Below are 12,981 nucleotides of genomic sequence, written 5' to 3'. Positions count from 1 at the left end.
CCCCTGGTACACACCCCCAAAACACCTCGACCCCCACCAAAAACCCCAACAAAACACCTACTTCAAACCACCACCCCCACCAACACCCCGGAAATGAACGCGCGAAATGGGCTGACGCGAAATGGGGTTGACCCTAGAAAGGGCAGACACGAGAGAGGCGCGCGTTGGTCAACAATCTGCGTTCAACAACCGTCCTTCCGCGAGTGACCTGCTGCTATCGCCGGGCTCCGTTAGGCTTCACAGCATGACGGAAACCATTAATGCCAAGGCCGCTGAGCTTCTCCGACTTCACCAATCAGCTGAGATCCTCCAGGTGATCAATGTCTGGGATGCCATCACAGCGAGGGTTATCACCGACGTACAGGGCACCGTGGCCCTGGCTACGGCAAGCCATTCCATTGCGGCTTCACTGGGCTACCCGGACGGCGAGAACATCCCAGTGAACGAAATGATCGGCGCGGTGGGCCGCATCGCCGCGGCTACCCACTTGCCGGTGAGCGCCGACCTGGAATCCGGCTACGGGGACCCCGGCGAAACAACGCGCAAGGCTATCGGCGTTGGAATTGTCGGTGCGAACATCGAAGACCAGATGCGCCCGCTGAAGGACGCTGTGGAACAGATGTCAGCCGTTGTTAAGGCCGGGGCAACCGAAGGAATCGACTTCGTGTTGAACGCCCGGACGGATGCCTTTCTCAGAGGCAAAGACCGCGATCCCGCCCACGTTCTCATCGACGCCATCGAGCGCGGAAGGGCATTCCTGGATGTTGGTGCCACCACCGTCTTTGTACCCGGCCTGCTCGACGAAGCCTCGGTAGTTGCTCTGGTGGACGGAATCGGCTGGAACAAGGTTTCCGTCATCAACGTCCCCGGCTCCCTGCCTCCGGCCAGACTGCAGGAACTGGGGGTCGCACGAATCTCTTATGGCCCATGGACGCAACGGGTTGCGCTGACAGCACTGGCGGACGCCGCGGCCACCCTTCTAGGCGGCGGGGAGCTTCCGGCCGGTACCCGCGCCCTGAATTAGCAGGAGCGGGCGGTGAATCAGCACCAGGACAGGGCGGCACAATGGCCACTGCCACAGGAACTGCCACTTCCTGTCATCATGGATCAGCGCTGGATGGACGCCGTTTTCCTCCATTGGCGCATTCCGGAATCTGTTGCTGCCCGCTTTATGCCCCGGGCCGTGCAGCCAGACACCTTCGATGGAAGCTCCTGGGCTGGCCTCATCGGCTTCCGCATGAAGGAGGCAGGGATCGGACGCGGACCAGGCATCCCCTACCTGGGCAGTTTCAATGAAGTCAACGTCCGCCTTTACTCCAGGGAACCTGACGGAACCCGTGGTGTCGTATTTCTGAGCCTGGATTCAAACCGGTTGCCCGTGGTCCTGGCCGCCCGGGCGGCTGGCATTCCCTACGTCTGGTCGCGGACGCGTTACCAGCCGCCCTCAGCCCGGACCCCGGTCGCCGGCTACTCCGTACGCAGGTTCCGGCGGGGCGCCAGCAGCATCTTTCGTGCTGCGGCGGATCTTGACACACCGGTTGAGGATCCCCTGTCAACGCATCTGACTGCCCGGTTTGGGCTGCACAGCGTTTTCAAGGGCCAAACCATCTACATCCCCAACACGCACGAACCGTGGCCCCTTTACGCGGCACACCTGCTCGAGCTGGACGATGGATTGATGGGAGCCGCGGGGATCACAGTGGACGGCCCGCCGGAGTCCGTGCTGTACTCCCCCGGTGTCCGGACCCAATTTGGCCGGCCTCGTTTCGTCGGGAAGTAGCTGGACCCGAAGCGAAATATCCTAAACGTCCTGCCAGCCGCGGCCCTCATTGAAAGTGGCCACGAGGGTTCCGACTCCAGCGTTGAGGGAATTGGACGGGTCGAAGTACAGGGACGCTTCAGAGGCACGGCTGTGGGTGATCAGCTGCTCTGCTTCCAGTTTTGCCTCCGGAACTGTGGCGCCGAGGATGCCCGTGCGGGCCGGGAGCTCAGGGGTATGCACAACATCTGCATCCGTCTGGGTCAGCGGGATGGTAGTACCGGAGTTGATCTCGTCGTGCGGGAACTCAAACTCAGCATCATTGGCGGCGGCAGGGATGGTGTACTCCAGGAAATAAGTCATGAATCCACCTTTGCAGAAACCCATCGCCATCGAAAGTGTGGCCAAAGGTCTTGGCATGACGTATTCCCACGTCAAGGGCGCGCTCCTATACTTGCGGCATGATGATGTCGCTGTGGTTCGGCGTCATAGCATCCAGCGCTTTAGTCGTGGGTGCCCTCATCGGTGTCCGCTTCGAACTTCCCAAGCGGCTTTTGGCCATGCTGCTGGCCTTCGCCGCGGGTTCGCTCATCACGGCCCTCGCTTTCGAACTGTTCCAAGATGCCTATGAGCACGGCGGGATCATCCGCGCGGCCATCGGCCTCATGGGCGGCGCTGTGGTGTTCACGGTCCTCAGCGCACTGTTGGACCGGTGGGCGCAGGCCGGAGAACAGAAACACGCCACGCCTGCGGATGAGTTCCAGGGCAGCGCCAAGCTCGACACTGATGCCGCCGCTTCCGATAAGGCTGCCACTTCGGCATCAACCCGTGGAGCGGCCGGGCTGGCACTCCTGGCCGCCGTCACCCTTGATGGCGTGCCGGAGAACGTTGCCCTCGGAATCTCGCTGGGAGAAGGAACCGGTGGCTTGGCGCTGCTGGCTGCTATTTTCGTCTCCAATTTCCCTGAAGCGCTGGTAGGTTCGGCGTCTATGCGGAGCCAGGGCCGTTCGACAGGCAGCATCCTCGGACTATGGCTGGCTTGTGCGGTTCTACTCGTCATCGCCGTCGTAGTGGGAGCTGGACCGCTTTCCGGAGCGGACCCGGAGGCGATCTCCATACCTCTGGCGTTCGCAGCTGGTGCAGTGATCGCCTCGCTCGCGGATACCCTGATGCCCGAAGCGTATGAACACGGCGGCCCGGCTGTCGCCCTGAGCACGGCGGCGGGATTCGTCCTCGCGTTCGTGCTGTCGCTGGCTTAGGCCATACCCGCCGCCGCAACCGCACCTATGACATTGAGCCACCCGAATGGGCTACTTACCCAGGCCCGCCTTCCGCAGCGCCTCAGCCATGGCCGTGTTCACCGGGGCGGCCTGGGGAGCAGAGGTGCGGCCGGACACTGGCGCATTACGCGTCGGCTTTCCGCCCGATCGCCCCTGTTCCTGCTTCGCGCCACGCTCCGAACCTTGGGAGCCACCTCGTCCGGTACTGGGGCTTCCGCCGCGCCCGCCGCTTTGGTTCCTCCCCCGCTCTTGGTTCTGTGGCCGACCGCCGGACTTCCCTGCCGAGGCGGCACCCGAAGCCGGTCCGCCCGAGGAGGGCTCGTCGTCGAGCCGCAGCGTCAACGAGATCCGCTTCCGCTCGGGGTCAGCCTCCAGGACCTTCACCCGGACCACTTGCCCTGACTTCACTACCTCGCGTGGATCGGAAACGAAGCGGTTGGCCAGGGCAGACACATGGACCAGTCCGTCCTGGTGTACGCCCACATCCACGAATGCGCCGAACGCCGCAACGTTGGTCACGGTCCCCTCCAGGACCATCCCCGGCCTGAGGTCGGAAATCTTCTCGATCCCCTCCGAAAACGTCGCCGCAGCGAAGGCTGGGCGTGGGTCCCGGCCCGGTTTGTCCAGCTCCACCAGAATGTCCTGCACAGTAGGCAGCCCAAAGGTCTCATCCACAAAGGCACGCGGGTCCAGCGAGGAGGCAGGCGCAGAACCAGCGGCAACGAGGATCTTGCGTGCCACCGCATAGGATTCCGGATGCACGCTGGAGGCATCCAGTGGTTCCGCTCCCCCGGTGATGCGGAGGAAGCCGGCGCACTGTTCGAACGCCTTGGCACCGAGCCGCGGCACTTTCTTGAGGTCCGTGCGCTTGGCAAAGGGCCCGTGCTCGTTGCGGTACGCCACAATGTTTTCGCTGAGCAGAGGCCCGACACCGGCCACCCGGCTGAGCAGCGCGGGCGAAGCAGTGTTGACGTCCACTCCCACGGCGTTGACGCAGTCCTCCACCACGGCGTCCAGGCTGCGGTCGAGTTTCGACGCCGTTACATCGTGCTGGTACTGGCCCACACCAATGGACTTCGGATCGATCTTCACCAGCTCGGCAAGCGGGTCCTGCAGCCTGCGGGCGATCGATACAGCCCCGCGCAGGGACACATCCATACCGGGCAGTTCAGCTGCAGCGAGAGCGGAAGCAGAGTAGACGGATGCCCCGGCTTCTGACACCACGAGCTTTTGCGGTTTCCGTTCGACGTCCGGCAGCCGCTTGATCAGCTCCGCGGCAAGCTTGTCAGTTTCGCGGGATGCTGTTCCATTGCCAATGGCCACGAGTTCGACGGCGTGCTGCCGCGCAAGCCGCACCAGCGTCGCCAAAGCCTCGTCCCACTTGCGTGCCGGGGCATGGGGGTAAACCGTATCCGTGGCCACCACCTTGCCAGTGCCATCCACAACCGCTACCTTCACGCCGGTTCGAAGTCCGGGGTCCAGGCCCAGCGTGGCCTTGTTCCCGGCGGGCGCGGCCAGCAGCACGTCGCGAAGGTTCGCAGCAAAAACGCGGACGGCCTCATCCTCGGCGGCTGCGAACATCTTGCCGCGGAGGTCCGCCGTCAGCCGGGACAGCACGCGGGACCGCCACGCCAGCTGGGCCGTTTCCATCAACCAGGCATCGGCGGGACGCCCGCGGTCGGCAACCCCGAGGCACCTGGCCACCGCCGATTCATAGCGTGAGCGCGCGGCCGCAAGGGCGCCGTCGTCCGTGGGGTCTGCTTCGGCGAGGTCGAGCTCAAGGACACCGTCCTTCTCCCCCCGCAGCAAAGCGAGTACCCGGTGCGACGGCATACCGGCCGGCGCCTGGGCAAACTCGAAGTAGTCAGCGAACTTCTGGCCTTCTGCCTCCTTCCCCTTCTTGACGCGCGACACCATGCGGCCCTGCGTCCAGAGGCGCTCGCGCAGGGTGGCAGCGAGATCGGGGTCCTGGGCTACGCGCTCAACGAGAATGGCGCGGGCACCCGCGAGCGCGGCGGCGGCGTCGCCAACGGCATGTTCATGGTTGAGGTACTTCGCAGCCTCGCGTTCCGGGCTTAGCTCGGGGCGTTTCAGCAAAACCTCAGCCAGCGGCTCCAGGCCGGCTTCGCGCGCTATCTGCGCTTTGGTACGCCGCTTTGACTTGAACGGCAAATAGATGTCCTCAAGTCGGGATTTTGTGTCGGCAGCGAGGATCGCTTTCTGCAACTGGGGCGTCATCTGGCCTTGCGACGCAACAGCGTCGAGAACCGTACGACGGCGGTCCTCGAGTTCACGGAGGTAGCGCAGGCGTTCGTCGAGCTCACGGAGCTGAGTGTCGTCCAGCGTCCCGGTAGCTTCCTTGCGGTACCGGGCGATGAACGGGACGGTGGACCCGCCGTCGAGCAGCTCCACTGCTGCCTTCACCTGCCAGGCTTTGACGCCCAGTTCGGTGGCGATCTGGCTGTAGATTCCGTCCTCCCTTTTCGTGGGTGTGGACGGAGCAGGGAAAGGGGCGTGCGGCAGTTGAGTCACCAGAACATCTTGCCCTAAGCGCTTGCCCGGCTCCACTGCCGTGGCAGTCAAGGACGTTGGGCAAGGGTATTCCGCTGCCGCCCGCAAAGTGCTGTAGTTGAAATGCCGTCACAGGCACCGAACGCTCGAGGAAGAGGGCATCATGCGGGAACTGCTTATTGTGTTTCAGGAGGGGTTCGAGGAAGCAAACATCACCGTGACGGTGAACGGTAAGCAAGCGCGGCGGGACCTGGACGTTTCCACCAACCCGATCCTCGGCATCGCATCTGAGGTATCCGTAGAGCTTCCGGCGAAGGGCGCGCAAGTGGGGGTCGAGGTAACCAACCGGGGCCTGAAAGCGATCAAGAAGGTCAGCGGAAAGCCCAAAAGCGTGCTCGTGTCCATCGAGGACGGCAAGCTGGTCATGACGGAAGGAACCGGCCGGGAGGCGCTTCTCTAGCCCGCCCGGCAGGTGCCGAAACGGACTCTAGTAAATCTCCATTTGATGGAGTAGCATCTGATCACCGCCGGACCCCAGAGGAGCCCGGTGGGCCAACTTCACCAGCCGAAGGCCGTCGGATGACCTGAGGCGACCGCTGCCGGGACAGCACACCGAGCAGCAAACGACGGCGGCACCCAGAGCCGGGTGCCGCCGTCGTTTGCTGCGTCGTGGTTGCTGTTTGGAAGGGGCTTTTAGCCGGCGTAGGCCGGGTAGTCCGTGTAGCCCTCGGCCCCATCGGCGTAGAAGGTGGAGGGGTCCGCTTCGTTCAGCGGCAGGCTCTCGTTCCAGCGCCGCGCCAAATCCGGATTGGCAATGGCGGGACGGCCCACCACTACGGCGTCAGCATGGCCGTTGGCCACCAGGGCAACAGCTTCCTCGCGGGTGGTGACGACGTTGAAGCCGGTGTTAACCAGGAAGGTGCCATCGAAACGGGCGCGCAGATCCTGGACCAGTTCTCCACCGGGTTCGTGGTGCAGGATGCTGAGGTAAGCAAGGTTTAGCGGGGCGATGCTGTCCACCAGAACCTCGTATGTGGCGCGAACATCAGCTGCGTCAGTCTCGGCAATGCCCTGGACGTTGTGCTCCGGGGAGATGCGAATACCCACCCGGTTGGCTCCGACCGCTGCCACTACCGCGTTGACCGTCTCGATCACGAAACGTGCCCGGTTCTCCGGGGAACCGCCGTAGCTGTCGGTGCGGACGTTGGCGTTCGGCGCCAGGAACTCGTGGAGAAGGTAGCCGTTGGCTGAGTGAAGTTCGACGCCGTCGAAACCGGCTTCGATGGCATTCAGCGAGGCGGCGACGAATTCTTGGATCACCAGAGGCAGTTCGTCAGTGGTCAGTGCGTGCGGCACGGGGTATGGCTGCTTGCCGGACGGCGTACGCACTTCGCCCTCGATAGCTACCGCGCTGGGGGCGACGATGGTGTTGCCGCCCGTGATCTCCGGGTGTGAGACCCTGCCGCCATGCATGATCTGGGCGAACATTCGGCCGCCTTCGGCGTGCACTGCGTCGGTGACCTTCTTCCATCCGGCCACCTGCTCTTCCGTGACGATGCCAGGCTGGCCGGGGTAGGAACGACCAGCAGGGCTGGGGTAGGTTCCTTCGCTGACGATAAGGCCGAGGGAAGCACGCTGCCGGTAATGCTCAGCGAGGAGGGGACCGGGGATGCCTTCGTCGCCGGCGCGGAGCCGTGTCAGGGGTGCCATCACCAGTCGGTTAGGGAGCTCGAGTTCGCCAAGGGCCAGAGGGGAAAACAGCATGCGCGTCCTTTCGAAGTTTTCAACGTTCTGTCTGGCCCAACTGGGAGGCGCGTGCAACTATTCCGAAAGCGGCGCGAATCACAGCACGCTTACACGGCGGTTGCTCTCCGGTTGGGGCTGGCATGACGGCTCCTTAGCGCGTTGCCCCAACTCCCGGGCACCCCTGCCCCTGGGGGTTTGCATTGCAGTCGTCGGCGTAGTTGCGGGTGAGCGACCGCCAGACGCTGATGGTTTGCGGCGGCGCGTTGAATTGGCCCTGGCCAGGGATGGGCAGGGGTGGCCCGGCATTGACGGAGTACGTTCCTTGGAAGGACGTGGTCAGCACAACCTGGAAGTCGCCCGTGGCTCCGTAGGCGTGGCTTGTCCTCGTCTTTTCACCCCAGCGGTCCTGCGGCAGCGGGCCTCCCATGGACGGCTGGGGACCGAAAACAGTTCCATCGCCGTAGTTCCAGGTGTATTGAACCGGCGTCGCGACAATGTGCACCTGCTGGCCGAACATGGTGACATCGAACTGCTGTTCCACGGCCTCCGCGTAGAAGTTGGTTTCAGCGCCCCTAAGCGTGTGGGGGCTGGGCTGGGCCACGACTGTTCCGGCATTCACCGGCAAGCTTTGGAACTGCCGCTGGATGTCGGCGGCGATGCGGGGCAGCAAGTCCTCGGGCCGAGCGTCGTAGAGGCAGGTCGGGCCCGAATGGTGGGCCCAGACTGCGCCGGGAACTCCCCGGGGCCTTGATAGCCAGGTGACAGGGATGCCCTCTTCACCGTCAGGGCCGTCCTTGCATTCGATTTGCCGGGCAAGGCAGGGCGTATCGAAGTCGCCCCCGCCAAGGTGGCACTGAAGCTCGTACTTGTACTCGTTAGGGTCGGCGTTCACGGAACCAGATGAGATAGGAACAACCTCACCCGTAGCAGAATCAAGGGTCCATTCATCGGCTGCCACTTCAAGTCCCGTGTCGACGAATCCAGCCCCGATGGGTGGCTTCGGCTTTGGCTTCTCCTGGGCGTAGACAGGCAGAGAAGAGAGACAAAGTAGCAACAAGGACAACGTAATAGTCAGGAACCCCCTGCATCCTGTACGCATTGCTACCGGATCAGCCCTAGATCACTGAAGATCCAACCATTGGATCCAAAGGTAGCGGTCGCCTGACTTCCAGCGTTTGTGGCTGCGGTAGGTTCCTGATAAGGGCTCCCGTCCGGATTATGAATCAGAAGCTCCTTCTGCAAGACCTGCAGGGTTACATACGTCGGCTCGCCCTCGAGCACTTTTGCCGTCGCGGCAGGAATTTCGATTTGGCCCCCAGATATCCATTTCCCTTCCGCCCAAGCCTCCTCGATGTTGTCGACGAGCCCTTGGCAGAATGTGCAGTCCGGGCCCGATACCGCCGATAGTGATTCCGTATTGCCTGTCTCATATGAATAGCTCAGCACACTGAACCAATACTTTGCGAACGCCTCCGCACCCTCCTTCGTCTCTGTCTTCGCCACTTCGGGCAGCACGGGGACGGGAACGTTTTGGGCGGGGCCGGATGCGTCGGCCGGTTTGTAGACGGCGCTGGTCGTCGGCGTAGGGGTGGCGGAAGGACTAGGGGAGGTCGCCTCTGTAGCTGTCGGGAATGCCGTACCTGGATCTGCAGGAGCTCCACCCGCGCAGCCAGCCAACATCACCGCAGCAGCAACAAGGGTGGCTACAGCGCCGGGACGCAAGAGGCGGGACGTGAATACGTTGTGCGATGTCATGGGCCGCTAATCCCCCAGTAGTCTCAAGACGGCATGTTCCGGACAGTGAGTTAAGGGTAGCCCAGGTCACATTTCAGCTATAAGACTTATCCACAGGCAACCCGTCCTTGGATTAATCACCAAGGCAGAAAATTGGAAAGTAATAAAGCAGCCCAGCAACTAAGAGCGCGGCCCGCATCGCACATAACCAAGAACGCCGGGCGGGGTTCAACGAACTCCGCCTAGCACATTTCTACTGAACGTAGAAGAATGGCGGCATGATGTTTGAGCACGCAGATGGAAATCCGGTCCTGGAACTCAATGACGAGCAGTCCTGGCGCCTGTTGGAGGGGACCAAGCACGGACGGTTGGTGGTCTCGGTTGCCGGGGAACCGGATATCTTTCCCGTCAACTACGTCAGCTCGAACGGCAAGCTGTATCTGAGGACTGCCCCGGGCAACAAGCTCGCCCAGCTAACCATCAATTCGGCGGTGCTCTTCGAGGCTGACGGCATCCTCTCTGACGAGGCGTGGTCCGTGGTCCTTCGGGGAAGAGCGCGGGTGCTGAGCAACTCGGCCGAACTGGCAGAGGTGGAAGAACTGGGTCTGAAGTCGTGGGTGCCAACGCTCAAGGACTTTTACGTCGAGATCGAGCCTGTCGCCATTACCGGGCGCCATTTCCAGCTTGGGGACCAGCCGGAGCGCGGTTTCTAGGAATCTAGACTGAAAGCATGGCGGATAAGCTGAGCCCGGAGCAGCGCAGCTGGAACATGTCCCGGATCCGGGGGAAGGACACCAAGCCCGAGCTGCTGGTGCGCAGGCTCCTCCACGCCAAGGGGTACCGCTATCGTCTGCACGGGAGGATCGGGGGCACCCGGCTTCCGGGTAATCCGGACTTGGTCTTCGCCGGCCGCCGCAAGGTCATTTTCGTCAATGGCTGTTTCTGGCATTTCCATGACTGCCGAGTGGGCCAGCACGCACCCAAAGCGAACGCGGAGTTTTGGGAGGCAAAGCGGTCCCGTACCAAGGAACGCGACGCCGGCCAGCGCCGTCTGCTGGAGGATGCCGGCTGGGAGGTGCTCACCGTGTGGGAATGCGAGCTCAAGGATGGATCGGCACTTGAAGCGCACCTGGTGCAGTTTCTGGAAACAGAACCCCACGCTTCCCATGAGGCCCCGACCAGACAACAATCTTGAGGCAATCTTTAGCCTTTGCCCCAGAAGCTCTTGATGTGGGTCCGGAAGGATGACTCCGTTGTCCCGCTTGGAGGACTGCAGCACCAGGAGTCCGGAGCACCAGCATCCCCTTTCGCCAGCTAACTGCGCCGCGCCAAGAGCGCCGCATTCAAGGCAGACGCCGAGGAAGGACTGCTGTTGATGCGCCAGTCGGCCTCCTTCTGCAAGTGGAACCAGACGAACCCCATGACATCGGGCTGGGCGGCAAGGTAGGACACCAGACTGGTGTTCCATTCGGCTTTCGAACCGCCGGCCTCGCTGGACGCCGTCTCAGCAATCAGGATTGGTTTTACCGGCGCGAGGCTTCGGAGCGCTGCAATACCCGGGCCAAAGAGGTCCTGGGGCGAAACCCAGCTGCTCCACGCCGTGGACGTGCCCCAGTTGTACCCGTCGAGGGCCACCACATCCACGTAGCCCGGTCCAGGATAAAGCCCCGCCAGATCTGTGGAGCCCCAGTAGGGAACATTCGGAGACCACACCCACTGGACGTTGCTGGCTCCGGTGGAGGCGACGAGGTTGTGGACGTGCTGCCAGGCCTGGACGTAGTCGCCCGGCTGATTTCCGTTCGCCGATTCCGCCCACGGATACCAGTTGCCATTCATCTCATGGGCAAAGCGGAGCATCACCGGCTGGCCCCAGGAAGCAAGGGACTGGCCCCACTCACGAATGCGGTCATCAAAGTCGCCGGCGGTGATTCGGTCAAGGGAATATGCAGGCTGCTCAACGCCGCCGCCCCAAACCCACGGCTCCCACGTCACAAGCGGAACGGCACCGCGGGCGCGCACCGCGTTCAGCTCCGTCAGTGGAGGCGACTGAAGAAAGTCTTTGTAAATGAGGATCATGGAGGGGCTCTCCCCCGCCAGTGCAGATACTTCGTCGAGTTCCGCAGCAGCCAGTGCACCGCCAGGAGTGGCCACCCCAAAACGCAAGGAGTCCGTGCTGTCAGTAGGCCGCTCGGGCGCCGGGGCTGCCTCCACAACGAACGGAGCAGAAGCCTTGATGGACGACGTCTTGGCCGTGACTATGACGGTGCCGCTGGACTCAGCAGGGATGGTGATGCCGGTACTGAATTCGCCCGTGGCTGTGGTTTTGAAAGGAAAGGTAGTGGAACCCACAATTACCGTCCCGGTTGTAGATGCCTTGAATCCCGTGCCGGAAATGGTAACAGCAGAGCCAGCCGGCCCGGACGCCGGACTCAAGGCGACTTGGCCAGCCGGGGCAGCATGTGCAGGTTGGATAAAGGCCACAGCCATTCCGGCTGCCACCACAAAGGCTATGACAAAAGTTTTCAGCGACCTCAACACAACAACTATTCTCCGCGTCTCCATGCGACCCACTGCCGCTGATTTTTTTGTACGAAATGCACTGGCTCAAGTATTGGACGTAAAAACCTGCAGTCTCATCAAGAAACACACAATTCTCCACGGAAACCGCTCCTGAGTATGCGCAGCAGCCCTAACCTGAAGGGGCGTTGATGCCCCGCCTAACCCCCCGGTTTCCGGAGTGGAAGACCACAGCCGAAAGGACAATGATGACCCCGTCCAATGATGCCGGTCGCCCACTGGTGGACCAGGCCGTCCTGGACCGGCTGCGTGAGGAACTCGAGGAGGACGAGGGGTATTGCAGGGTCTTCGTGGGGAACTTCATTGACTACCTCCCACATCGTATTGGGCGCCTGCGGCTGGCCCTGACCACCGGAGACCTGGACGGCTCGGTGGACGCCGTCCTCAGCCTGAAGACATCCAGCCAGATGGTGGGCGCCCAGCGGCTCGCCAGTCTGGCAATGGCCCTGGAAGGCGAAATCCGGACCGGAGGGCCGGACGCTGACGCCGCCGTCGTCCTTCCCAGGCTCGCGGCCTCATTCCTGAGCCGGATCAGCCAGTGCAGCTTGCAGACGATGAGCAGGCTGCAGGATCAGCGTTCGTTAGGGGCGAGCCTGTAGCCTACGCCGCGAACCGTCTGGAGCCAGCGCGGCTTCTGCGGAGAATCACCAAGTTTTTTGCGCAGGTTGCCCATGTGGACCTCGACGGATCGCTCGTCAGCTTCGCTGATGTAACCCCCGACGTCGTAATCCTCGTCCCGTAGCCGGCGCACCAGGTCCGATTTGGTACGGACAGTCCTGCCTGCCTCCAGTAGGGCGTGCAGGAGTTCGAACTCGGTGCGGGTCAGGTTCATCTCCGCACCGTCCACGGTTACCGTGCGGGAGGCATAGCTCAGCTCCAGGCCGTTATGGCTGTAATTTCCCCGCTCCGGGTGCGCCTGGCCATCCGCCGATGCCTCCACCCCGGCAGCTTCCGCCGCGTCGGGGACGGTACGGGGGCGGCGCATCATCGCAGCGATCCGGGCGCGCAGCTCCCTGGGGCGGAACGGTTTTGTAAGGTAATCGTCCGCGCCGGACTCAAGCCCTATGAGGGTATCCAGCTCTTCTGTCCGGGCCGTCAGCATCACGATATAGGCGTCCGAAAACTCGCGGATCTGCCGGGAGACCTCAAAACCGTCGATGTCCGGCAAGCCAAGGTCCAGGGTGATGACATCCGGATTGAGGGTCTTCGCAGTAAGGACACCTTCGGCACCGCTGCTTGCCACGGTCACGTCAAAGCCTGCCTGGGTCAGCACAGTGCGAACCAGTTCCCGAATGTCGTGGTCATCCTCGATGACCAGTCCGACACGTGCATCACTCATAGTGCCCCCTCAGCAGCCAACGTCAGAAGTATAGC

At 62.6% G+C, this 12,981-nt stretch carries 15 protein-coding genes; 8 read left to right on the top strand and 7 right to left on the bottom strand.

From position 1 onward, the window contains the following. Nucleotides 1–244 precede the first annotated feature (244 nt). Nucleotides 245–1,024: an isocitrate lyase/PEP mutase family protein gene (locus AC5RUQ_RS20405; RefSeq protein ID WP_493949077.1), complete on the top strand. Its 780-nt coding sequence runs from the start codon at nt 245–247 to the stop codon at nt 1,022–1,024. A 78-nt stretch (nt 1,025–1,102) separates the two neighbouring features. After that, nucleotides 1,103–1,780 (top strand): YqjF family protein, encoded by a 678-nt coding sequence (locus AC5RUQ_RS20400; protein ID WP_493949084.1) that lies wholly within the window; start codon nt 1,103–1,105, stop codon nt 1,778–1,780. Between the two features lie 21 nt (nt 1,781–1,801). Here the strand turns inward: AC5RUQ_RS20400 and AC5RUQ_RS20395 are convergent, their stop codons facing one another. Further along, complete coding sequence (locus AC5RUQ_RS20395; RefSeq protein ID WP_493949076.1) at nt 1,802–2,122, bottom strand: hypothetical protein; 321 nt, start codon at nt 2,120–2,122, stop codon at nt 1,802–1,804. Nucleotides 2,123–2,220: 98 nt separating this feature from the next. Here AC5RUQ_RS20395 and AC5RUQ_RS20390 point away from each other — a divergent pair, with 98 nt between their 5' ends. Further along, nucleotides 2,221–3,018 carry a ZIP family metal transporter gene (locus AC5RUQ_RS20390; protein WP_493949075.1) on the top strand — a complete coding sequence of 266 codons (798 nt, stop codon included), beginning with the start codon at nt 2,221–2,223 and terminating at the stop codon, nt 3,016–3,018. Nucleotides 3,019–3,069: 51 nt separating this feature from the next. Here AC5RUQ_RS20390 and AC5RUQ_RS20385 read toward each other — a convergent pair whose 3' ends face one another. Continuing rightward, complete coding sequence (locus tag AC5RUQ_RS20385; RefSeq protein WP_493949074.1) at nt 3,070–5,571, bottom strand: Tex family protein; 2,502 nt, start codon at nt 5,569–5,571, stop codon at nt 3,070–3,072. 142 nt (nt 5,572–5,713) lie between these two features. On the opposite strand from AC5RUQ_RS20385, the gene AC5RUQ_RS20380 reads away from it, so the two are divergent. Further along, nucleotides 5,714–6,010 carry a hypothetical protein gene (locus AC5RUQ_RS20380; RefSeq protein ID WP_163165558.1) on the top strand — a complete coding sequence of 99 codons (297 nt, stop codon included), beginning with the start codon at nt 5,714–5,716 and terminating at the stop codon, nt 6,008–6,010. 233 nt (nt 6,011–6,243) lie between these two features. On the opposite strand, the gene AC5RUQ_RS20375 is transcribed toward AC5RUQ_RS20380, so the two are convergent. The 3 genes from AC5RUQ_RS20375 to AC5RUQ_RS20365 all read right to left on the bottom strand — a co-directional run bounded on the left by AC5RUQ_RS20375 (nt 6,244) and on the right by AC5RUQ_RS20365 (nt 9,051). Next, entirely contained in the window at nt 6,244–7,314 is a 1,071-nt protein-coding gene (locus AC5RUQ_RS20375; RefSeq protein ID WP_493949073.1) for an alkene reductase, read from the bottom strand. 133 nt (nt 7,315–7,447) lie between these two features. Continuing rightward, nucleotides 7,448–8,188 carry a hypothetical protein gene (locus AC5RUQ_RS20370; protein WP_493949072.1) on the bottom strand — a complete coding sequence of 247 codons (741 nt, stop codon included), beginning with the start codon at nt 8,186–8,188 and terminating at the stop codon, nt 7,448–7,450. A 209-nt stretch (nt 8,189–8,397) separates the two neighbouring features. Next, on the bottom strand, nt 8,398–9,051 hold the full coding sequence (locus AC5RUQ_RS20365) for a DUF6318 family protein (RefSeq protein WP_493949071.1): 654 nt from the start codon (nt 9,049–9,051) through the stop codon (nt 8,398–8,400). Between the two features lie 257 nt (nt 9,052–9,308). Between AC5RUQ_RS20365 and AC5RUQ_RS20360 the strand changes: the two genes are divergently transcribed. Further along, complete coding sequence (locus tag AC5RUQ_RS20360; RefSeq protein ID WP_493949070.1) at nt 9,309–9,743, top strand: pyridoxamine 5'-phosphate oxidase family protein; 435 nt, start codon at nt 9,309–9,311, stop codon at nt 9,741–9,743. Nucleotides 9,744–9,760: 17 nt separating this feature from the next. Continuing rightward, a complete protein-coding gene (locus tag AC5RUQ_RS20355; RefSeq protein WP_493949069.1) occupies nt 9,761–10,225 on the top strand; it encodes a very short patch repair endonuclease in 465 nt (154 codons plus the stop codon). A gap of 119 nt (nt 10,226–10,344) precedes the next feature. Here AC5RUQ_RS20355 and AC5RUQ_RS20350 read toward each other — a convergent pair whose 3' ends face one another. Beyond that, nucleotides 10,345–11,379 carry a glycoside hydrolase family 26 protein gene (locus AC5RUQ_RS20350; RefSeq protein ID WP_493949068.1) on the bottom strand — a complete coding sequence of 345 codons (1,035 nt, stop codon included), beginning with the start codon at nt 11,377–11,379 and terminating at the stop codon, nt 10,345–10,347. Here AC5RUQ_RS20350 and AC5RUQ_RS20345 point away from each other — a divergent pair. Then, the gene (locus tag AC5RUQ_RS20345; protein WP_493949067.1) at nt 11,369–11,704 is read left to right on the top strand and encodes a hypothetical protein; all 336 of its coding nucleotides are present in this window, start codon (nt 11,369–11,371) and stop codon (nt 11,702–11,704) included. The two genes, AC5RUQ_RS20350 and AC5RUQ_RS20345, sit on opposite strands and share 11 nt — an antisense overlap. A 91-nt stretch (nt 11,705–11,795) precedes the next feature. After that, nucleotides 11,796–12,206, top strand: a complete 411-nt coding sequence (locus AC5RUQ_RS20340) for an Hpt domain-containing protein (protein ID WP_493949083.1) — start codon at nt 11,796–11,798, stop codon at nt 12,204–12,206. Here AC5RUQ_RS20340 and AC5RUQ_RS20335 read toward each other — a convergent pair. Beyond that, a complete protein-coding gene (locus AC5RUQ_RS20335) occupies nt 12,179–12,946 on the bottom strand; it encodes a response regulator transcription factor (protein ID WP_493949066.1) in 768 nt (255 codons plus the stop codon). The genes AC5RUQ_RS20340 and AC5RUQ_RS20335 overlap by 28 nt on opposite strands. Between the last annotated feature and the right edge of the window lie 35 nt (nt 12,947–12,981).

Source organism: Arthrobacter sp. MDT2-3 (assembly GCF_059090465.1).
The sequence above is the reverse complement of the archived record's forward strand: the minus strand, read 5'-3'. Positions and strand labels throughout refer to the sequence as shown.

Bases quoted from the DNA above. Each gene is read 5' to 3' on its own strand.
- AC5RUQ_RS20405 (WP_493949077.1), top strand. From the start codon at position 245: ATGACGGAAACCATTAATGCCAAGGCCGCTGAGCTTCTCCGACTTCAC.
- AC5RUQ_RS20400 (WP_493949084.1), top strand. From the start codon at position 1,103: ATGGATCAGCGCTGGATGGACGCCGTTTTCCTCCATTGGCGCATTCCG.
- AC5RUQ_RS20395 (WP_493949076.1), bottom strand. From the start codon at position 2,122: ATGACTTATTTCCTGGAGTACACCATCCCTGCCGCCGCCAATGATGCT.
- AC5RUQ_RS20390 (WP_493949075.1), top strand. From the start codon at position 2,221: ATGATGATGTCGCTGTGGTTCGGCGTCATAGCATCCAGCGCTTTAGTC.
- AC5RUQ_RS20380 (WP_163165558.1), top strand. From the start codon at position 5,714: ATGCGGGAACTGCTTATTGTGTTTCAGGAGGGGTTCGAGGAAGCAAAC.
- AC5RUQ_RS20375 (WP_493949073.1), bottom strand. From the start codon at position 7,314: ATGCTGTTTTCCCCTCTGGCCCTTGGCGAACTCGAGCTCCCTAACCGA.
- AC5RUQ_RS20365 (WP_493949071.1), bottom strand. From the start codon at position 9,051: ATGACATCGCACAACGTATTCACGTCCCGCCTCTTGCGTCCCGGCGCT.
- AC5RUQ_RS20360 (WP_493949070.1), top strand. From the start codon at position 9,309: ATGATGTTTGAGCACGCAGATGGAAATCCGGTCCTGGAACTCAATGAC.
- AC5RUQ_RS20355 (WP_493949069.1), top strand. From the start codon at position 9,761: ATGGCGGATAAGCTGAGCCCGGAGCAGCGCAGCTGGAACATGTCCCGG.
- AC5RUQ_RS20340 (WP_493949083.1), top strand. From the start codon at position 11,796: ATGACCCCGTCCAATGATGCCGGTCGCCCACTGGTGGACCAGGCCGTC.
- AC5RUQ_RS20335 (WP_493949066.1), bottom strand. From the start codon at position 12,946: ATGAGTGATGCACGTGTCGGACTGGTCATCGAGGATGACCACGACATT.